The sequence below is a fragment of the Micromonospora acroterricola genome (genome assembly GCF_003172955.1).
Lineage (GTDB): Bacteria > Actinomycetota > Actinomycetes > Mycobacteriales > Micromonosporaceae > Micromonospora > Micromonospora acroterricola.
Genome location: NZ_QGKR01000231.1, coordinates 50,434 through 69,974 on the forward strand (window position 1 = coordinate 50,434; position 19,541 = coordinate 69,974).

At 75.0% G+C, this 19,541-nt stretch carries 20 protein-coding genes; 10 read left to right on the top strand and 10 right to left on the bottom strand.

Annotation, left to right across the window (positions count from 1 at the left end; all coding sequences use genetic code 11):
• Positions 1 to 17: 17 nt before the first annotated feature.
• The 4 genes from DKT68_RS20580 to DKT68_RS20595 form a co-directional block, all read right to left on the bottom strand.
• Entirely contained in the window at positions 18 to 278 is a 261-nt protein-coding gene (locus DKT68_RS20580) for a hypothetical protein (protein ID WP_109819034.1), read from the bottom strand.
• A 157-nt stretch (positions 279 to 435) separates the two neighbouring features.
• Entirely contained in the window at positions 436 to 897 is a 462-nt protein-coding gene (locus tag DKT68_RS20585) for an SRPBCC family protein (protein ID WP_109819035.1), read from the bottom strand.
• A 49-nt stretch (positions 898 to 946) separates the two neighbouring features.
• On the bottom strand, positions 947 to 1,363 hold the full coding sequence (locus DKT68_RS20590; RefSeq protein ID WP_109819036.1) for a DUF2795 domain-containing protein: 417 nt from the start codon (positions 1,361 to 1,363) through the stop codon (positions 947 to 949).
• Positions 1,364 to 1,525: 162 nt separating this feature from the next.
• The gene (locus DKT68_RS20595) at positions 1,526 to 2,506 is read right to left on the bottom strand and encodes a YihY/virulence factor BrkB family protein (protein ID WP_109819037.1); all 981 of its coding nucleotides are present in this window, start codon (positions 2,504 to 2,506) and stop codon (positions 1,526 to 1,528) included.
• 178 nt (positions 2,507 to 2,684) lie between these two features.
• Between DKT68_RS20595 and DKT68_RS20600 the strand changes: the two genes are divergently transcribed.
• Positions 2,685 to 3,086: a ChaB family protein gene (locus DKT68_RS20600; RefSeq protein WP_109819038.1), complete on the top strand. Its 402-nt coding sequence runs from the start codon at positions 2,685 to 2,687 to the stop codon at positions 3,084 to 3,086.
• A 76-nt stretch (positions 3,087 to 3,162) separates the two neighbouring features.
• Here DKT68_RS20600 and DKT68_RS20605 read toward each other — a convergent pair whose 3' ends face one another.
• Positions 3,163 to 4,596, bottom strand: a complete 1,434-nt coding sequence (locus DKT68_RS20605) for an aldehyde dehydrogenase family protein (protein WP_109819039.1) — start codon at positions 4,594 to 4,596, stop codon at positions 3,163 to 3,165.
• A 72-nt stretch (positions 4,597 to 4,668) separates the two neighbouring features.
• On the opposite strand from DKT68_RS20605, the gene DKT68_RS20610 reads away from it, so the two are divergent.
• Complete coding sequence (locus DKT68_RS20610) at positions 4,669 to 6,276, top strand: phytoene desaturase family protein (RefSeq protein ID WP_109819040.1); 1,608 nt, start codon at positions 4,669 to 4,671, stop codon at positions 6,274 to 6,276.
• Positions 6,277 to 6,329: 53 nt separating this feature from the next.
• Here the strand turns inward: DKT68_RS20610 and DKT68_RS20615 are convergent, their stop codons facing one another.
• The 3 genes from DKT68_RS20615 to DKT68_RS20625 form a co-directional block, all read right to left on the bottom strand.
• Positions 6,330 to 7,097, bottom strand: a complete 768-nt coding sequence (locus tag DKT68_RS20615) for a polyprenol monophosphomannose synthase (RefSeq protein ID WP_109819041.1) — start codon at positions 7,095 to 7,097, stop codon at positions 6,330 to 6,332.
• A 153-nt stretch (positions 7,098 to 7,250) separates the two neighbouring features.
• A complete protein-coding gene (locus tag DKT68_RS20620; RefSeq protein ID WP_109819042.1) occupies positions 7,251 to 8,252 on the bottom strand; it encodes an SDR family oxidoreductase in 1,002 nt (333 codons plus the stop codon).
• Positions 8,249 to 8,695, bottom strand: coding sequence for an SRPBCC family protein (locus tag DKT68_RS20625; RefSeq protein ID WP_109819043.1), 447 nt, complete (start codon positions 8,693 to 8,695; stop codon positions 8,249 to 8,251). Before DKT68_RS20625 ends, DKT68_RS20620 begins: the two co-directional genes overlap by 4 nt.
• A gap of 145 nt (positions 8,696 to 8,840) precedes the next feature.
• On the opposite strand from DKT68_RS20625, the gene DKT68_RS20630 reads away from it, so the two are divergent.
• The 8 genes from DKT68_RS20630 to DKT68_RS20665 are packed head-to-tail and all read left to right on the top strand — an operon-like array spanning position 8,841 to position 17,558.
• On the top strand, positions 8,841 to 10,520 hold the full coding sequence (locus tag DKT68_RS20630) for an HAD-IIIA family hydrolase (protein WP_109819044.1): 1,680 nt from the start codon (positions 8,841 to 8,843) through the stop codon (positions 10,518 to 10,520).
• Positions 10,517 to 11,491, top strand: coding sequence for a glycosyltransferase (locus tag DKT68_RS20635; RefSeq protein WP_109819045.1), 975 nt, complete (start codon positions 10,517 to 10,519; stop codon positions 11,489 to 11,491). Before DKT68_RS20630 ends, DKT68_RS20635 begins: the two co-directional genes overlap by 4 nt.
• Positions 11,476 to 12,693: a glycosyltransferase gene (locus DKT68_RS20640; protein WP_109819046.1), complete on the top strand. Its 1,218-nt coding sequence runs from the start codon at positions 11,476 to 11,478 to the stop codon at positions 12,691 to 12,693. Before DKT68_RS20635 ends, DKT68_RS20640 begins: the two co-directional genes overlap by 16 nt.
• Positions 12,690 to 13,376 (top strand): D-sedoheptulose-7-phosphate isomerase, encoded by a 687-nt coding sequence (locus tag DKT68_RS20645; protein ID WP_407940772.1) that lies wholly within the window; start codon positions 12,690 to 12,692, stop codon positions 13,374 to 13,376. Before DKT68_RS20640 ends, DKT68_RS20645 begins: the two co-directional genes overlap by 4 nt.
• A gap of 16 nt (positions 13,377 to 13,392) precedes the next feature.
• Complete coding sequence (locus DKT68_RS20650; RefSeq protein ID WP_109819048.1) at positions 13,393 to 14,943, top strand: PfkB family carbohydrate kinase; 1,551 nt, start codon at positions 13,393 to 13,395, stop codon at positions 14,941 to 14,943.
• The gene (locus DKT68_RS20655) at positions 14,940 to 15,641 is read left to right on the top strand and encodes an SDR family oxidoreductase (protein WP_109819049.1); all 702 of its coding nucleotides are present in this window, start codon (positions 14,940 to 14,942) and stop codon (positions 15,639 to 15,641) included. The genes DKT68_RS20650 and DKT68_RS20655 overlap by 4 nt, the downstream gene beginning before the upstream one ends.
• Positions 15,638 to 16,591: a glycosyltransferase family 9 protein gene (locus tag DKT68_RS20660; protein ID WP_109819050.1), complete on the top strand. Its 954-nt coding sequence runs from the start codon at positions 15,638 to 15,640 to the stop codon at positions 16,589 to 16,591. The genes DKT68_RS20655 and DKT68_RS20660 overlap by 4 nt, the downstream gene beginning before the upstream one ends.
• The gene (locus DKT68_RS20665; protein WP_109819051.1) at positions 16,575 to 17,558 is read left to right on the top strand and encodes a DNA topoisomerase IB; all 984 of its coding nucleotides are present in this window, start codon (positions 16,575 to 16,577) and stop codon (positions 17,556 to 17,558) included. Before DKT68_RS20660 ends, DKT68_RS20665 begins: the two co-directional genes overlap by 17 nt.
• Before the next feature lie 174 nt (positions 17,559 to 17,732).
• Here the strand turns inward: DKT68_RS20665 and DKT68_RS20670 are convergent, their stop codons facing one another.
• Both DKT68_RS20670 and DKT68_RS20675 read right to left on the bottom strand, forming a co-directional pair.
• Positions 17,733 to 18,767, bottom strand: coding sequence for an AraC-like ligand-binding domain-containing protein (locus tag DKT68_RS20670; RefSeq protein WP_109819052.1), 1,035 nt, complete (start codon positions 18,765 to 18,767; stop codon positions 17,733 to 17,735).
• A 10-nt stretch (positions 18,768 to 18,777) separates the two neighbouring features.
• Positions 18,778 to 19,539 carry a TetR/AcrR family transcriptional regulator gene (locus tag DKT68_RS20675; RefSeq protein WP_109819053.1) on the bottom strand — a complete coding sequence of 254 codons (762 nt, stop codon included), beginning with the start codon at positions 19,537 to 19,539 and terminating at the stop codon, positions 18,778 to 18,780.
• Positions 19,540 to 19,541 lie beyond the last annotated feature (2 nt).

A 19,541-nucleotide genomic window follows, 5' to 3' on the forward strand; every position in this document is an offset into this window, starting at 1 on the left:
CGAAATCAGTGTCCCGTTCAGCCGAAGTCCGGTCCGCTGCGGCCGGTGGTGGACGGTCGGTAGGCGCGGTCCGGGTCGGTCGGCTCGCGGCCGCCGTCCCTGGCCTGACCGCCGCGGTCGGCCGCCTCGGGTCCGTGCCCGAACGCGGCCTCTTCACCGGCGTCGTTGCCGGTGACGTCGTCGGACTGCCCGTCGAGGGTGGAGCGGGCCACCGCCCGGTCCAGTTCCTCCAGCGGAATCCGTTCCTCGTCGCGCCACACCCTGTTGTCGTCGGTCATGTCATCAGCCGTACCCGGGCGCGATGATCGCAAACAGCACCGCGCGCACAGCCTGCCCGGCGCACGGCCGCCGAACGGACAGCCGTCGCGCCGGTGGCACCCGAACACGGCGATGGCCGCCGGGGATTCCGGCGGCCATCGCGTGGAGCGTCGAGGGTCACGGCTGCGGGCGGTCGACCTTGCCCCGCCAGGCGCCGGTCTCCTGACCGCGCCGCTCGATGTACGTCTTGAACCGCTCCAGGTCACCCTTGGCCCGGCGGTCGACGATGCCGAGCTTGTCACCGGCCTGCTCGACCACGCCGTGCGGCTCGAACTCGAGCTGGAGGGTGACCCGGGTCTTGTCCTCGTCCAGCCGGTGGAAGGTCACCACGCCGGCCTGCTGGGTGCCGCCGGTGGAGCGCCACGCGACCCGCTCGTCGGGGAGCTGCTCGGTGATCTCGGCGTCGAACTCGCGCTTCACTCCGGCGATGTCCACCGTCCAGTGGGTCATCGTGTCGGTGAGCTGCCGGACCTCCTGCACGCCCTCCATGAACTCGGGGAAGTCCTCGAACTGCGTCCACTGGTCGTAGGCCGTGCGAATGGGAACGGAAACGTCGACGTGTTCGGTAACACCACTCATCAGGAAACCTCCTTTGGCCGCCGGTCGTCCGGATCGGGGGACGATCCGGTCACCAGCGGGTTGTCTCGTTCTTGTTGCCGAGTGCGGCCCAGACCTCGGAGACCGTCTGGTAGCGGATGCCTTCGGGCAGTCGCTCCAGCGCCGCCACGATGTCGTCCGGCGCGTCGTTGTCGCGCGCGTTGGCGACCAGCCCCGCACGGTCGCCGGGCAGGGCGCTCATCGTGATGAACCGGCCGAGCCGGCTGCGCTGCTCGACGTCCTCGGAGCTCATCCCCTTGGGTGCCCCGGTACGGAGCTCACCGGCCGGGGCGGTGGTCGCCTCCGGCTGGTCCTCCCCGGCCGGTTCCGGCACCCGGGACTCTTCGACCCGTGAGCCACCGGTCCCCGGCCCCTGCACGAGGCCGCTGACCTCCTGGCTCATCTGCTCGTCGATCCTTGGTCCGTGCTTGCTGTTGCCACGCTCCATGCTCTCTGCGCTACCCGGCACCCCGACGGGTAAACCGGCACCGCGTCACGAACCGGCCTCCAGCCCGGCCCCGAACCGGACCTCCACGCCCGAACCGAACAGCAGGCCCGGCCCGAACGACGAACCGCGGCCCTGGTGGCCGGCCCGCCCCGGATCCAACCCTCAGGAGTCGGCCGGCCTCCGTGGCGGCAGCACCGGCTCCTCCGGGTCAGGGTCACCGGCCTGCAACTGACGGCCCCGCTGGACCTCGGCGTTGATCTGCACCCCGAGCATCAGCGCCGAGTTGGACAGGTACAGCCAGACGAGGAACGCGATGACCGCCCCGAGGCTGCCGTAGGTGGCGTCGTACGAGCCGAAGTTGGCCACGTACAGGCCGAAGCCGAAGGAGGCCAACACCCAGGAGACCAGCGCCACCGCGCCGCCCGGGGTGAGCCAGCGGAACCGGGGCTGCCGCACGTTCGGGGCGATCCAGAACAGCAGCGACAGCAGCACCATCATGATCAGGGCGAGCACGGGCCACTTCGCCACGCTCCAGACCGTGCGCGCCAGTCCGCCGGCGTTGATCAGGTCGCCGACGGCGTCGGTCACCGGACCGCTGACGATCAGCCCGGTGGCGACGACCGCGAGCAGCACCATCGAGACCGCGGCCAGGCCGATCTGCAACGGGCGCAGCTTCCACACCGGCCGCCCCTCCTGCACGCCGTAGATCGCGTTGGAGGCCCGGGTGAACGCTCCGATGAAGCCCGACGCGGACCAGAGGGCACCGAGCAGGCCGAAGCTGAGCAGCGCCTTCGGGGAGCTCTCCTGGTCCACCACCGCCCGGATGACCTTGATCATGCTGTCGTTGGCGACCACCGACCCCGCGCCCATCTGGTTGGCCAACTCGACGACCGTGTCCACGGTCTGCTCGCCGTTGGAGACCAGGCCGACCAGCGCGACCACCATGATGGTGGACGGAAAGAGCGCCAGCACCCCGTAGTAGGTGAGCGCGGCGGCCCAGTCCGAGCAGTTGTCGGTGACGAAGTTGCGCGCGCTGCGGAACACCACCCCACGCCAGGTCCGCCAGCTCAGCTGCCGCATCCGCCGAGGTACCCGTGAGCCGGGGGTGCCGCCGAGCGTCGTACCGGGCTCCGTGGTCGTCATGCCCGCTCCCTGTGCCCCGGCCGCCGGATGACCGGTCGTCCGGTCGGGCCTGGCCCGGCCGGTACCCGCACGGCGAAATCGACAAACCCGTCCACCGCCGCGCCACCGCCGCGTATGGTTTGCCGCCCCGTCACCGGGGAACGGTCACGGTGACCCTGTCGACACGGAGGAGGACGAGATGCCCGGGCGCGAGGATCTGCCCAGCACGCTGCGACGCTCCCCGGATAAGGCGCAGCGCACGTGGGAGAAGACGCACGACTCGGCGGTGGAGACCTACGGCGAGGGGGAGCGGTCGCACCGCACCGCGTTCGCCGCGGTGAAGCACCAGTTCGAGAAGGTGGGCGACCACTGGGAGCCGAAGGGCCGCAAGGGCCCGAGCGACCGCCAGGCGGCGGGTGGCGGGCCGGAACGGCGTGCTCCCACCGCGGGTGGGGTGGACGCCAACGCCACCAAGGACCACCTGATGTCGGTGGCCCGCGAGCTGGACGTACCCGGCCGGTCCAGCATGACCAAGCCGGAACTGGTCAAGGCGATCGAGAAGGCCAACGACCGGGCCACCCGCAAGGCCCGCGGCGACTGACCGTCGCGGCCGCACCGAGGAGCAGACCCCGAGGCGGTACGGGCGGATGCGGCAACCCCGCACCCGCCCGTACCGCTCACCAGTGCCCGCCGCCCGGCGCCTCGATGTGCACCGCCTTCGTGGCGGTGAACTCGTCCAGGAGTTCCGGGCCGTACCCGAAGCCCTGCCCGCTGGCCCGGCGCGGGTGGGCGGCGCCGCCCGGTGCGCCACCGAACACTGAATTGATCTTCACGGTGCCCACGGGCAGCTCCCGCCAGGCCCGCTGGGCGTGGCTCATCGACGCGGTCAGCACCGTGGCGGCCAGCCCGTACGGGGAGTCCGCCGCGCAGCGCAGCGCCTCGTCGAACGAGTCGACGACCACCACCGGCGCGACCGGCCCGAACGTCTCCTCCCGCACCAGCGTCATGTCGTGCCGGCAGTCGGTGACCACGGTGGCCGGGTAGAACGCCCCCGGCCCGTCCGGCAGGTCCCCGCCGGTGAGCACCCGGGCGCCGGCCCCCACCGCCGCCGTCACCTGCCCGTGCACGTGGTCGCGGTGTCGCCGGTCGACCAGCGGGCCCAGCTCGACGCCCGGTTCCCGGCCCGGGCCGACCCGCAGCGCGCCGGCCCGCTCGACGAGCGCCGCCACGAAGTCGTCGGCCACCTCCCGGTGGACGTAGATCCGCTCCACCGCCACGCAGATCTGTCCGGCGTTGGCGAACGCGCCGAGCGCGGCCTGCGCCGCCGCCCAGCCGGGGTCGACACCGGCGTCGACGACCAGCGCGTCGCTGCCGCCGTTCTCCAGCAGCACCTTCGCGCCGGTGCGGGCCGCGGCGGCGGCGATCGACCGGCCGGTCGCGGTGGAGCCGACGTGCGCGACCACGTCCACCTCCTGGCCGGCCAGCGCCGCACCGACCTCCGGCCCACCGGTGAGCAGCGACAGCACGCCGGCCGGCAGCGCCTGGTCCAGCGCGCGGGCCAGCAACCAGCCCGTCGCCGGCGTCCGTTCGCTGGGCTTGTAGAGCACCACGTTGCCGGTGACCAGGGCCGCGCCGAGCAGGCCGCAGGAGACCGCCACCGGGTCGTTCCACGGGGTGATCGCGGCAACCACGCCGCGCGGCTGCGGCGTCATGAAGTCCAGGGCGTCCGTCTCGCCGTGCAGCGTCCGTCCGCCGCGCAGCGGGGCCAGCTCCGCGTACTGTCGCAGGGTGCCGATGCCCGCCTCGACGCCGCCGCGCGCGTCCGCCAGCGGCTTGCCCATCTCCGCGGTGACGGCCGCGGCCAGTTCCTCGGTCACCGCCTCCACCGCGTCCGCAGCCCGGTGCAGCGACGCCGCCCGCGCGGCCGGCGCGGTGGCCGCCCACTCCGCCGCCGCCTCGCGTGCCGCCTCGACCGCCTTGCCGACCTCGTCGGCCGTGGCCACCGGCACCGAGCTGACCGGCGAACCGTCCGCCGGATCATGGACGACCAGTTCGCCGCCTCCGCCGCCAACGCCCCAGACCCCGCCCACCAGCTGCGCAACCGTGTACATGCGGCGTTGGATGCCCCGGCCCCGGCGAGGCAAACGCGTTTCGCCCGGTTGCGCGCCGGGTAGGCGGATCGGATGACCGCCATGGGCGCGCAGAGCGCTGACGCCGTCGTCATCGGGGCCGGCCACAACGGCCTGGTGGCGGCCAACCTCCTGGCCGACGCCGGGTGGGACGTGGTGGTGCTGGAGGCGACGGCGGCGCCCGGCGGCGCCGTCCGCTCCGCCGAGGTGACGGCGCCCGGCTACCTCAGCGACCTCTACAGCTCGTTCTATCCCCTGGGGTATGCCTCACCCGTGCTGCGCGGGCTCGACCTGGACCGGTACGGGCTGTCCTGGCGGCACTCGCCGGACGTGCTGGCGCACCTGCTGCCGGACGGTCGGGCGGCGGTCATCAACCGGGATCCGGCCGTCACCGCCGCCTCGCTGGAACAGTTCGCGCCCGGCGACGGCAAGCGCTGGATGAACGCGTACACCGACTGGCTCGAGGTCGCCGAGCCGATGCTCACGACCATCACCACACCGTTCCCCCCGGTGCGGGGCGGGCTGGGTCTGCTGCGTCGGCTGCGGATCGCCGGCGCGCTGCGGCTGGCCCGGCGGCTCGTGGTGCCGGTCCGCAAGCTCGGTGACGAACTCTTCGAGGGCGCTGGCGGGCCGGTGCTGATGGCCGGCTGCGCCCTGCACACCGACCTGTCCCCGGACGAGGCCGGCTCCGGGGTGTACGGCTGGCTGCTGGCCATGCTCGGCCAGCAGGTCGGCTGGCCGGTGCCCGACGGCGGCGCGCAGCAGATCACCAACGCGTTGGTGTCCCGGCTCGAGGAACGCGGCGGCCGGATCCTCTACGGCGCCCACGTCGACCGGGTGCTCATCGCCCGGGGCCGGGCCATGGGGGTGCGTACGAGGGGCGGCGCGCTGTGGCGGGCCCGCCGGGCCGTGCTCGCCGACGTGCCGGCGCCCGCGCTCTACCTCGACCTGGTCGGCGCGGCGGTGCTGCCGTCGCGGCTGGTGGAGGACCTGGCGCACTTCCGGTGGGACGGCTCGACGCTGAAGGTGGACTGGGCGCTCTCCGCGCCGGTGCCGTGGACGAACCGGGAGGTGGCGACCGCCGGCACCGTGCACCTGGGCGCCGATCTGGACGGGCTCAACCGCTATGCCGGTGAGCTGGCCCGCGGCGAGCTGCCCCGGGACCCGTTCCTCCTGGTCGGCCAGATGTCGGTGGCCGACCCGAGTCACTCGCCGCCGGGCACCGAGTCGCTCTGGTCGTACACCCACCTGCCGTTCCGACGGGACTGGCGGGCAGCGGACCTCGCCGGGCACGTGCAGCGGATGGAGGAGGTGCTGGAGGCCGCGGCCCCCGGTTTCCGGCAACTGATCGTCGGCCGGCACGTGGCCGGGCCGGCCGACCTGGAGGACGGCGACCCGAGCCTCGTCGGCGGGGCGCTCGGCGGTGGCACCGCCGCCGCGTACCAGCAGCTGTTCCTGCGCCCGATCCCCGGCCTGGGCCGGGCGGACACCCCGGTGGACCGGCTCTTCCTGGCCAGCGCGTCGGCGCACCCCGGCGGCGGGGTGCACGGCGCGCCCGGCGCGAACGCGGCCCGCGCCGCGCTGGCGCGCGACGGCGCGCTCACCGGCCGGGCCTACGCCGCCGCCATCGCGACCGCGCACCGCGCCGTCTACCCCGACTGACCCGCCGCGCCCTGGCCGGCCCGCCCATGTCAAGGCGGGCCGGGGTACGCGGTTCAGCTGGTGATGTTGCGGTGCTTGCTGCGCAGCCGGAACGGCATCAGCGCGCTCTCGATCTTGGTCGCGGTGGTCATCTTGGACTCCCCGTCGCGCCGCTCCTCGAAGCGGATCGGCACCTCCAGGATCGTGTGCCCCAGCTTGGTGGCCAGGTAGTGCATCTCCACCTGGAAGCTGTAGCCGTTGGACTGCACCCGGTCCAGGCCGATGTCCCGCAGCGCGTCGGCCCGCCAGATCTTGAAGCCGGCGGTCAGGTCCCGGATCCGCACCCGCAGCAGGGTGTGCACGTAGAGGTTGGCCCAGCCGCTGAGCGCCCGACGGTACAGCGGCCAGTTCTCGTCCAGCTCGCCACCGGGCACGTACCGGGAACCGATCACCACGCCCGCCTGGGTGGAGAGCAGGGCGCCCAACATCCCCGGCAGCGCCTCCGGCGGGTGGGACAGGTCGGCGTCCATCTGCGCCACGTACTCGGCGCCGCCGTCGAGCGCCCGGCTCATCCCGTCCACGTACGCCCGGCCCAGGCCCTCCTTGCCGGCCCGGTGCACCACCTCGATCCGGTCGGGGTGCTCGATGGCCAGCTTGTCGGCCACCTCCCCGGTGCCGTCGGGGGAGTTGTCGTCGGCAACGAGGATGCGCAGCCCCGGCAGCGGCAGTGCGAGCAGCCGCTCGACCAGCGCCGGGAGGTTGCCCGCCTCGTTGTAGGTGGGCACCACGACGGTCAGGCGCGCGTCCCGCCACGGCGACGGCAGCTGCACGGGCTCGATCATGTCGGACATCCTCGGTTTGCGGACAGGGCTACCTGAGAGGGTAGCCAGTTGCCACATCCGGGTTGAAAAGGCTCCCCGTCCGGGCGTTGCGGGCGGTCGACCCGCACCGTGCGTTCGGTAGGGCCGCAGGCCAGCTCGGCACGGCGAGTCGGCTCAGCGCAGGCGTCGCGCCGCGGCGGTGAGGGCAAACGCCACGCCGGCGAGCGCGACACCGGACAGCGCCGGCTTGTGGGTGCCGACCCAGAGGGCCGCCGAACGGCTGCGCGCCTGGTCGGTGAAGACGCCCGCCGCGCCCCGGTCCCGGTCCTCGTCGCCGGGGTGGTCGAGGTTGTCCCGCCAGGTGGCCGGGTCGATCTCCTCGCCGGTCTGCTGGCTGTCGTACCCGTCGCGGGCGAGCTTGCGGTCGAGCAGGCCGGGGATCAGGATGTCGCCCAGCCGGGCCCGCCAGGTCGGACCACCCACGTTCAGCTCGCGGGTGCCGTGGTCGGCGGCCCAGACGATCGCCCGCGCGGCCAGCTCCGGTGCGAAGATCGGCGGCACCGGCTGCGGATGCCGGGGCAGCCGGGTGCGGACCCAGGAGAACTGTGGTGTGTTCACCGCGGGGAGCTGCACCATCGACAGCCTCACCCCCGGGCAGTCGTGCAGCAGCTCGGCCCGCAGCGAGTCGTTGAACCCCTGGACGGCGTGCTTGCTCGCGCAGTACGCCGACTGCAGCGGGATCCCCCGGTAGGCCAGCGCCGAGCCAACCTGCACGATCGCGCCCCGACCGTGCGCGCGCATGTGCCGCAGCGCCGCCAGGGTGCCGTGCACCGTGCCCAGGTAGGTGACCTCGGTGACCCGGCGGAACTCCCGCGCCGGGATCTCCCAGGCGGGCGCGAACACCGACACCATCGCGTTGTTGATCCACACGTCGATGGCACCCCAGCGGTGCACCACGTCGTCGGCGGCCTGCTGCACCGCACCCGCGTCGGCCACGTCGACCCGGTACGCCCGCACGTCGGCGGCGCCGCGTAGCCGGCACTCCCGCTCGGCGGCGGCCAGCCCCGCCTCACCCCGGGCCAGCAGCGCGAGCCGGGCGCCCCGGGCGGCGTACGCGTGCGCGACCGCACGACCCACGCCGGCGCTCGCGCCGGTCACCACCACGGTCTGCGTCACGACGAACCCTTCTGGCGGGTGGCGATGTCGGACAGCCGGTTCAGCGTCTCCCGGTTGCGCAGGTGCAGCACCAGGTCGTTGAGCCTGTTGCGGACCCAGCGCAGCGGACCCGCGGCGAAATCCTCACCGATGCGGACCCGGGTGGCGCCGTCGCCGACCGGTTCCAGGGTGAACGACACGATCGCCTCGCCGGCCGGCCACAGACCGGCCCGCAGCACGAGCCGGTGCGGTGGCTCGCACAGGAGCACGGTCGAGGCGTCCTGCAGGGAGAACGGCCACGGCCCGGCCCGGTGGTGCAACTGGCTGCCCACCCGCGGCCAGGCGTCGTCCACGTCGCGCACGTGTGCCGTGCCGACCACCCAGTCGCTGTACGTCCATCCGTCCGCCAGCACGTCGAACACCTGCTGCGGGGGAGCGCCGATCACTTTCTCCACTATCGCCACTGGGCTCCCATACCCGGCCCGGGGCGGAGGCTAACGGCTGGCGGGTTAGCTTCTCCGGAGCGCCGGGTAAGGCCGAGTCGACGGCACCGGCCCCACCGCGCCGAGGGTGACGTTTACTCCTCGGGGCGCCGGGAACCCGCCGCCTGTGCGACAGGACCAGGAGGATCCGGATCAGCGCAGGTCAGCCCGGGTGTACGCCGGTGCTGGCCGGGCCGCTTCCGGGCCTGTCCAGGGCCTGCGGCCCGTCCTGTACGACGCGGTGCTGCTGGACCGGGACGGCACCCTGATCGAGGACGTGCCGTACAACGGCGATCCGGAGAAGGTGCGGCCGGTGCCGGGGGCGCGGGCCGCGCTGGACCGGCTGCGGGCTGCCGGGCTGCGGCTGGCGGTGGTGACCAACCAGTCGGGCCTGGCCCGGGGTTACTTCACCGAGGAGCAGATGCGGGCGGTGCACGCCCGGATCGAGGAGCTGCTGGGTCGCTTCGACGCGTGGTTGGTCTGCCCGCACGACGACGCCGATGGCTGTGACTGCCGCAAGCCCGCACCGGGCCTGGTGCACGCCGCCGCCCGGGAGCTGGGCACGAGCGCGGCGCGGTGCGTGCTGGTGGGCGACATCGGCCGGGACGTGGCCGCCGCGATGGCGGCGGGGGCGGCGGGCGTCCTGGTGCCCACTCCGGTGACCCGACCGGAGGAGATCGGGGCCGCCGGATGGGTGGCCGCCGATCTGCCGGCGGCGGTGGACGAGATCCTGCGCCGGCAGCAGGCGGTGCACGACGTGCCGGGTCCGGTCGACGACCGGGTGGGCACGGCGCTGGTGGTGCGGTCGGACTCGGCCGGGGACGTGCTGGTCACCGGGCCGGCGATCCGGGCCGTCGCGGCCGGGGCCCGGCGGGTGGTGCTGCTGTGCGGGCCGCGCGGACGGGCCGCCGCCGACCTGCTGCCCGGCGTCGACGAGATCATCGAGCATCCGCTGCCGTGGATCGACCCGACACCGGCGCCCGTCGACCCGGACGCCATGCGGACCCTGACCGCGCGACTCGCCGCCGTCGGCGCGGACGAGGCGGTCGTGTTCACCTCGTTCCACCAGTCGGCCCTGCCGCTGGCGCTGCTGCTGCGGATGGCGGGGATCCGGCGGATCGCCGCGATCAGCGACGACTACCCGGGCTCCCTCGTGGACGTCCGGCACCGGGTGCCCGTCGGCGTCCCCGAACCCGAACGTGCCCTCTCCCTCGCCGCCGCCGCCGGCCACCGGCTGCCCGTCGACGACGAGCCCGTGCTCCGGCTGCGGCCGGACGCCCTGCCGCCCCGCCCGGCCGAACTCGGAGACCCCGGCTACGTGGTGCTGCATCCCGGGTCGGCCGCGTCGAGCCGGGCCTGCCCGCCCGAGCTGGCGGCCGGGATCGCCGAGTCGCTGACCGCCGCCGGGCACCGCGTGCTGGTCACCGGCAGCCCCGACGAGCGCGAGGTCACCGCCCGGGTGGCGGCGGCCGGCGGCACCGACCTGGGTGGCCGGACCGACCTGCCCGGGCTGGCCGCGATCGTCGCCGGCGCCAGCGCGGTGGTGGTGGGCAACACCGGGCCCGCGCACCTGGCCGCCGCGGCCGGGGTGCCGGTGGTGAGTCTCTTCGCGCCGACCGTCCCGTTCGGGCAGTGGGGCCCCTACCGGGTGCCCACGGTCCGGCTCGGTGACGCCGGGGCGCCCTGCCGGGGCACCCGGGCCTCGCGTTGCCCGGTCGCCGGGCATCCCTGCCTGAGCGGCGTCGACCCGGCCGAGGTGGTCGAGGCGCTGCGGGTGCTGGCCGTCAGCGGTGGTGGCGGCCGATGAACGTCCTGCTCTGGCACGTGCACGGCTCCTGGACCACGTCGTTCGTGCACGGCAGCCACCGCTACCTGATCCCCACCACCGCCGACCGTGGCCCCTACGGCCTCGGCCGGGCCCGCACCTACCCGTGGCCGGACAGCGCCGTCGAGGTCGCCCCCGACGACCTGCCCGGCGCCGACGTCGACCTGGTCATCCTGCAACGCCCGGAGGAGGTCGACCTCGCCGAGGAGTGGCTGGGCCGCCGCCCCGGCCGTGACGTGCCCGCCATCTACGTCGAACACAACACCCCCAAGGGCGACGTGCCCAACACCCGCCACCCGATGGCCGACCGCGACGACCTCCTCATCGCGCACGTCACCGGGTTCAACCAGATCTTCTGGGACACCGGCGCCAGCCGCACCACGGTGGTCGACCACGGGATCGTCGCGCCGGCCGTGTCGTACACCGGCGAGCTGGACCGGCTCGCCGTGGTGATCAACGAGCCCGTCCGGCGGGGCCGGGTCACCGGCACCGACCTGCTGCCCCGGTTCGCCGAGATCGCGCCGCTGGACGTGTTCGGCATGGGCGTCGCGGGCCTCGCCGACCACCTCGGCCTGCCCGCCGACCGACTCACCAGCCACGACGACGTGCCGCAGGACCGGATGCACGCCGAGCTGGCCCGGCGGCGCGCGTACCTGCACCTGTGCCGGTGGACCTCGCTCGGGCTCAGCCTCATCGAGGCCATGTCGATCGGCATGCCGGTCGTCGCGCTCGCCACCACCGAGGCGGTGACGGCCGTGCCCCCGGAGGCCGGCGCCATCGCCACCCGGATGGACACCCTGCTCGACGCCGCCCGCCGGTTCATCGCCGAGCCGGCGGCCGCCCGTCAGGCCGGCGCGGCGGCATTCACCGCCGCGCGCAACACATACGGCCTCGACCGTTTCCTCGCTGACTGGGACCGGCTGCTGGAGGAGGAAGTATGCGGATCGCGATGATCTCGGAGCACGCCAGCCCGCTCGCCATCCTCGGAGGGGAGGACGCCGGCGGCCAGAACACGCACGTCGCGGAGCTGTCCGCAGCGCTCGTCGCCGCCGGGCACGAGGTGCGGGTCTACACCCGCCGGGACGCGCTCGACCTGCCGGTGACCGTCCGCGCCCCGGACGGGTACGACGTGGTGCACGTGCCGGCCGGCCCGGCCGAGCCGCTGGCCAAGGACGCGCTGCTGCCACACATGCGGGAGTTCGGCCGCTGGCTGGTCGACCGGTGGCGGGGCGGGGACTGGGCGCCCGAGGTGATCCACGCGCACTTCTGGATGAGCGGCCTGGCCGCGCTGAACGCCGGCCGGCAGACCGGGGTGCCGGTGGTGCAGACGTACCACGCCCTGGGCACCGTGAAGCGCCGCTACCAGGGCGTGCAGGACACCAGCCCGGCCCGACGGATCTCCTACGAGCGGGAGTTGGGCCGCTCGGTGGACCGGGTGGTCGCCCAGTGCCGCGACGAGGTCGGCGAGCTGGTCCGGATGGGGGTGCCGCGGTCCCGGATGACCGTCGTCCCGTCCGGGGTCAACCTCGCCTCGTTCGGCCCGCTCGGGCCGGCCGCGGACCGCGATCCGGGCCGGGCGCGGATCCTGACCGTGGGCCGGTTGGTCGAGCGCAAGGGCTTCCAGACGGTGATCCGCGCGATGGCGCTGGTCCCGGACGCCGAGTGCGTGGTGGTCGGCGGGCCGCCCGAGGGGCTGCTGGAGACCGACCCGTACGCCCGGCGGCTGCGGGCGCTGGCCGAGTCGTGCGGGGTGGCCGACCGGGTACGGCTGGTCGGCGCGGTGCCCCGGGAGGAGATGGGCCGCTGGTACCGCTCGGCCGACCTGCTGGTGGCCGCCCCCTGGTACGAGCCGTTCGGGTTGACCCCGCTGGAGGCGATGGCGTGCGGGGTGCCGGTCGTCGGCACCGCCGTGGGCGGCATCCGCGACACCGTGGTCGACGGGACGACCGGTGACCTCGTGCCGGCCCGCGACCCCCGTGCCCTGGCCACCGCTATCCAGCGGCTGCTCGACGACCGGATCCGGCGCTTCCGGTACGCCACGGCGGCGCGTGAGCGGGCCCGGTCGCGGTACTCGTGGGCGGCCACCGCCGAGCGGCTGGCGGAGCTCTACGGCGAGGTGGCCTCGGTGCGCCGGCCGACCGGGGTGGTGGCCTGATGCCGGAGGGCGGCCTGCTCGACACCCACCTGGCGAACCTCGCCGCCGCGCTGGTGCCGTACCGGGGGTGCGAGGCGCAGCTCGCGCGCTGGGGTGCCGAACTGGCGCACCGACTGGCCGCCGGCGGGCGGTTGCTGGTGGCCGGCAACGGCGGCAGTGCCGCCGAGGCCCAGCACCTCACCGCCGAGCTCGTCGGGAAGCTCCGCCACGACCGTCAGCCGCTGTCGGCCATCGCCCTGCACGCCGAGACCAGCGCCGTGACGGCCATCGCCAACGACTACGGCTACGCCGACGTCTACGCCCGCCAGGTCCGCGCCCACGGCCGGCCCGGCGACATCCTGTTGCTGCTCAGCACCAGCGGCGCCAGCGCCAACCTGCTCGCCGCCGCGCACGCGGGCCGCGACGCCGGCCTCACCACCTGGGCGCTCACCGGGCCGGCCCCCAACCCCCTCGCCGACGCCTGCGCCGACGCTCTCGCCGTCGCGTCGCCCGACTCCCAGGTCGTCCAGGAGCTGCACCTCGTCACCAGCCACCTGCTCTGCGAGTACCTCGAACAGGAGCTGCCCGCCGCCCTGGCCGCGTCCACCCCGCCGGCGCCGGCCGACCGGACCCCGTCCGGGCCGGTGCGTGCCGGGGTCGAGGTGGTGCTCGACGGCGGGACCGGACAGCAGGTCGACGCGTGAGGATGAGGAGGAAAGCGTGAGGGGACCCGTGGTGGTGGTCGGGGACACCCTGCTCGACCGGGACGTGGAAGGGGTCGTGAACCGGCTCTGCCCGGACTCCCCGGTGCCGGTGCTCGACGAGACGGTGGCCATCGACCGGCCCGGTGGGGCCGGCCTGGCGGCGGTCTTCGCCGCCGCGCAGGGCGCCGAGGTGGTGCTGGTGACCGCGCTCGCCGACGACGCCGGCGGCGCCCGGCTGAGCGCGTTGCTCGCCGACGCCGGCGTGCAGGTGTACCCGCTGGCCCTGTCCGGCGCGACGCCGGAGAAGATCCGGCTGCGGGTCCGGGGCCGGGTGTTGCTGCGCCACGACCGCGGCGTCGCGCCCGGCGAACCCGGCCCGCCCTCCGACGAGGTGCTGCGGGTGATCGCCGCGGCGTCGGCGGTGCTGGTCAGCGACTACGGCCGGGGGGTGGCGCGGCAGCCCGCGTTGCGCGCCGCGCTGGCCGCCACCCGGGCGCCCGTGGTGTGGGACCCGCACCCGCGCGGCCCGGCGGCGGTGCCCGGCGTGCATCTCGCCACCCCGAACGAGTCGGAGGTCCGCGACCTGGTCCCCACGCCTCCCGGGGCCTCCCGGCTGGCCACCGCCTCCCGGGGCGCGCAGGGCCTGCGGCGGCGCTGGCGGGCCGGCGCGGTCGCGGTGACCCTGGGCGGGGACGGCGCGCTGCTCTGCCACGCCGGGTCGACGCCGCTGGTGGTGCCCACCCCGGGCAGCGCCGAGGGGGACACCTGCGGCGCCGGCGACCGGTTCGCGGCCGCCGCCAGTCTCGCGCTGGCCCGGGGCGCGCTGGTCTCCGAGGCGGTGCAGGTGGCGGTCGCCGAGGCGTCCGCGTACGTGGCGGGTGGGGGAGTGGCCACGGCCCTGCCGCCGCCGGTGCGCGCGCGGAGCGGGTCGGTGACGCGAGCACCGGGAACGAGAGGCGGCCCGGTGCTCACCGGCGTGGTCGGTCCGGGCGGTGACCGGATCGGTGTCGCCGCCGTCGCCGCGCTGCTCGCCGACGTACGCGCCGCCGGCGGCACGGTGGTGGCCACCGGCGGCTGCTTCGACCTGCTGCACGCCGGGCACGTCGCCACCCTCCAGGCCGCCCGGCAGCTCGGCGACTGCCTGATCGTCTGCCTCAACTCCGATGCCAGCGTGGCCGGGTTGAAGGGGCCGGAGCGACCGGTGCTGTCCGAGGGTGACCGCAGCCGGCTGCTGGCCGCGATGAGCTGCGTGGACGCGGTCATGATCTTCGACGAACCGACCCCGGACGCGGCGCTGACCTGGCTGCGCCCGGACATCTGGGTCAAGGGCGGGGACTACGCCACCGGCGGTGGGGACGCGACGCTGCCCGAGGCGGAGGTCCTGCGCCGCTGGGGCGGGCACACGGTGGTGGTGCCCTACCTGGACGGCCGCTCGACCACCGACATGATCGCCCGCTCCGGCGGGGGACGGCCCACCGGCGCGTCCCGCGCCGTCGGACAACCGGCGGAGCCGGACCGTGTCGCCGCGCGGTCGTCGACGACGCCTGGCGGGGAGCGGACCCGATGACGGCCGCGTCGCCCGGGGCCGGGCCCACCGTGCTGGTCACCGGCGGCTCCAGCGGGCTCGGCGCCGCGGTGGTCGCCGCGGTGGCCGTCTCCGGCGGCCGGCCGCTGGTGCTGGACCGGCAGCCGCCGGCCGACGGGGTGTCCTGGACCGAGTGCGACCTGGCCGACACGAGGGCCGCCGAGGCGGCCACCCGGCACCTCGCCGAGCAGGCCGGTGGCCTGGACGCGGTGGTCACCGCCGCCGGCATGGACGTGCCGGGCCGGCTCGCGGACGTGCCCGGGGAGACCTGGGACCGGATCGTCGCCGTCGACCTGCTGGCCACCGCCGCGGTGATCCGGGCCGCCCTGCCGTTCCTGCTGACCTCCCGGGGCCGTGTCGTCACGGTCGCCTCCACCCTGGGCGTCAAGGCGGTCAGCGACGCCACCGCGTACTGCGCGGCGAAGTTCGGCGTCGTCGGTTTCACCCGCGCCCTCGCCGCCGAACTCGCCGGCCAGGTCGGCGTCACGCTGCTCATCCCGGGCGGGATGCGCACCGCGTTCTTCGACGAGCGTGACCCGCAGTACAAGCCGGGGCCGGACGCCATCCTCAACGATCCCGGCGACACCGCCGCCGCGGTCATGTTCGCGCTCAGCCAGCCGGCCGGCTGCGCGGTTCGCGAGATGGTGGTCTGCGCCGAGCAGGAGACCTCGTACCCGTGATCCTCGTCCTGCGCGCCCTCGGCGTCGGCGACCTGGTCACGGCGGTGCCCGCGGTGCGGGCGCTGCGGGCCGCGTACCCCGGTCGGGAGCTGGCGCTGGCCGCGTCGGCCTGGCTGGCCCCGCTGGTCGACCTGGTCGGCGGCGTCGACCGGTTGGTGGACACCGCCGGGCTGGACGGGCCGGCGTGGCCCGGCCCGGCTCCGGAGGTGGCGGTCAACCTGCACGGGCGCGGCCCGCAGTCGCACCGGCTGCTCGCGGCCGCCCGGCCCGGCCGCCTGCTCGCCTACGCCAACCGGGAGGCCGGGTTCGTCGACGGGCCGGGGTGGGCGGCCGACGAGCACGAGGTGGACCGGTGGTGCCGGCTGCTGTCCTGGTACGACATCCCGGCGGACCGTGGCGACCTCGGCCTGCTCCGCCCCGGCCCGGCCGGGCTGCCCACCGGGGCGACGGTGCTGCATCCGGGCAGCAAGATCCCCGCGAAGCGCTGGCCGGCGGAGCGGTTCGCCGCACTGGCCCGGGCGCTCACCGAGCGGGGGCACCGGGTGCTGCTCACCGGTTCGGCCGACGAGCGGGAGCTGGCCGCCGGGGTGGCCGACGCGGCCGGCCTGCCGCCCGGCGCCGTGCTGGCCGGCCGGACCGACCTCGGCGCGCTCGCCGCGCTGGTCGCGCACGCCCGGCTGGTGGTCAGCGGCGACACCGGCGTGGCTCACCTGGCCACCGGGTACGGCATCGCGTCGGTGGTGCTTTTCGGGCCGGTGCCGCCGGCGCACTGGGGGCCGCCGCCGGACCGGCCCCGGCACCGGGCGCTGTGGGCCGGCGAGCGTGATTGGGCGAGGTGGGACGGGGTAGGAAGCCACCCGACGTTGGCGGCTCTGCGGCCCGACGAGGTGCTGGCCGCCGTGGACGAGGTGGAACGGGTGGTGCGGGTCTCCGGTGCGGTTGCGGCGTAGTGATCCGGGCAGGCCGGGATATGGGCGTCGCCGGCGCGGTAGGGGCTGGCTCTTCCTGGATCCGACCGGCGAGCCGGTCCGGGATCCCGACCAGCTGGCCCGGTTGCGGGAGCTGGTCATCCCGCCGGCGTGGAAGGACGTCTGGATCTCGCCGTACCCGAACGGGCACATTCAGGCGACCGGCATCGACGCGGCCGGGCGCAAGCAGTACCTCTACCACCCGCTGTGGCGGGAGAAGCAGGACGAGGCGAAGTTCGACCACATGTTGGAGGTGGCTCGGCGGCTGCCGGCGCTGCGGGAGCGGGTGGGTCGCGACCTGGACGGCCGGGGTCTGGGCCGGGACCGGGTGCTGGCCACGGTGGCCCGGCTGCTGGACATGGGGATGTTCCGGGTCGGCAGCGACCAGTACGCGGCCGGCGACGACCCGACGTTCGGGGTGTCCACCCTGCGCCCCGAGCACGCCCGGTCCCGGGGCGGCTGCGTGATCTTCGAGTTCCCCGCGAAGGGCGGGATCGAGCAGGTGCGCCGGATCGAGGACCCGGAGCTGTGCCAGGTGTTGGTCAACCTGCGTCGCCGGCGGCGGCGGGCGGACCGGCTGTTCGGCTACTGGGACGGCCGGGAGTGGCGCGACGTGCGCAGCGACGAGGTCAACGGGTATCTGCGCGACGCCAGTGGCGGGGAGATGACCGCCAAGGACTTCCGCACCTGGCACGCCACCGTGCTCGCCGCGATCGAGCTGGCCACGGTCGGCCCGGCGCGCTCGATGACCGCCCGCCGGAAAGCGGTGGCGGCGGTGATGCGGGAGGTCGCCGAGTTGCTGGGCAACACCCCCACGGTGGCCCGGACGTCCTACGTGGACCCGCGGGTGGTCGACCTCTTCCACGACGGGGTGGTGGCGCCGCTGGACCCGGGGCTGCCGCGCGAGGAGGCCGAACGCGTCGTGTTGGAGCTGCTGGAGAAGACCTGACCGGCCCCGCCGACGATCCTGGGGGGAGAGCGACGGGACCGGAGCCTCAGCAGACGGCCGGGAACCCACCGGGCGGCCGCCCGCCGCGTCCCGCGGCGGGCGCCTCGCCACGGCCCCCGTTGGCGGCCCACCCTAAGCCCGGCTGTGCGGGCGGCGGGTTGGCCGCGTTGGTTGTCAGTCTGCCCGCGACGAGTTGACCATTGACGCCGCGCGGTTGACGATCCGCGCCGAATCCGAGTGTTCCTCCCGGTACGCCTGGGGGCTCGTCCCGTACGCGGCGCGGAACGCCCGGCTGAAGTGGGCCTTGTCCGAAAACCCCCAACGGGCGGCGACGGCCTGCACGGTGTGGCCGCGCAGCGCCGGGTCGGCCAGGTCGCGCCGGCACCGGGCGAGCCGCAGGTCCCGGATGAAGGACGCCACGGTCGACTCCTCGGCCTCGAACAACCGGTGCAGCGAGCGCAGCGAGATGTGGTGGGCGTCCGCGACGGTCTGCGGGCTGAGCGTCACGTCGCCGAGGTGGCGGTGGACGTACGCCTGCACCTGGGTGACCAGCGCTCGCCGGCGTACCTCGGTGGGCACGGCGTCCTCGGCGACCAGGTGCCGACCGAGCATGGTGGTGGCGAGGTCCAGCCCCACCGCGCCGAGCCGGCTGGCGTCGGCGGCGTGGTACTGCTCCGGGTGCCCGGTGACCTGGAGCAGGAACTGCGCCAGCAGCGCCCCGATGCCCTCGCTGCCGGACATCCGGCCGCCGTAGAGCGCGGCCATCCGCTGCGGCGGCAGCGGCAGCGCGGCGTGCGGGATCAGCGTGATGATCGAGGTGGCCTGGTCGCGCTCCGGCTCGATGGCGTGGTGGCAGACGTCGTGCGGGCGGGAGGCGTCGTAGAAGGTGAACTCACCGGCCTGGATCTCGCTGTGGCGACCGTCCTGGCTGGACGTGCCGACGCCGCCCGTGGTGAGGGCGAGGATGTACAGCTCCGGGTCGGAGCGACGGACCAGCTTGCGGGTCCGGGTGGCGTCCAGCGACGGGTACTCGTACTCGACCAGCTGGATCGGGCCGAGGTCGATGAAGTCGGCCCGGGCGGCGAAGTCGTCCGAGTGCGCGGACTGGATCCGCAGCGGCGCCGAGGTGCGCGCGACGAGGTCGAGCCACATCCCGAACCGTTCACCGGGCGGCAGCACGGTGGTGTCGACGGTGTCCCTGCGCAGCATCCGGCGCTCCTCAGACCGCTCGCCGGCGGATCAGGGCCTCGATGCCGTCGAGGATCCGGTCGAGGCCGAAGGTGAACTCCTCGTCCGGGTCGTCGTCGTGGTTCAGCACGCCGGAGGTCAGCACCCGGTGTAGCGCCGGGAAGCGGGCCGGGTCGATGAGCCGGCTGAGCATCCGGCCGTACGCCGGCATCATCTCGCCCGGCTTCCTGCCGGCGGCCCGGCTGCCCTCGGTGATCTGGGTGGTGAGGGTGGCTTCGCTCCGGACGTACCCGGTGATCAGCAGCAGTGCCGACATCTGCTCGCCCTCGGTCAGCGCGGTGCCGTCGAGGCAGCGCAGCCCGTCCTCCATCCAGCCGAGCGTCTGGGGGGTGAGCGGCGGGCCGGTGATCGGCACGTGCAGCAGCCAGGGCCGCCGCCGCAGCACGTCGTGCTCCGCCCAGGCCCAGCGGGTGAGGCCGGCGCGCCAGTCGACGCCCGGTGCGGCGGGGCCGGGCGAGGGGCCGTACCCGGTGTCGACCATGAGCATCAGCAGCTCGTCCTTGGAGCCGATGTGCCGGTAGAGGGCCATGGTGGCGGCGCCCAGCTCCTTGGCCACCCGGCTCATCGAGACGGCCGCCAGCCCGTCGGCGTCGGCCACCCGCACGGCGGCGTCCACGATGCCGCTCACGGTCAGCCCCGGCCGGGGGCCCTTGGGTGGCCGCTCCCGCAACCCCCAGGCGCTCTCGATGGCCGGCGGGATCGCCGGGCCGTCGTCGTCTGTCCTCGCCGCCACGT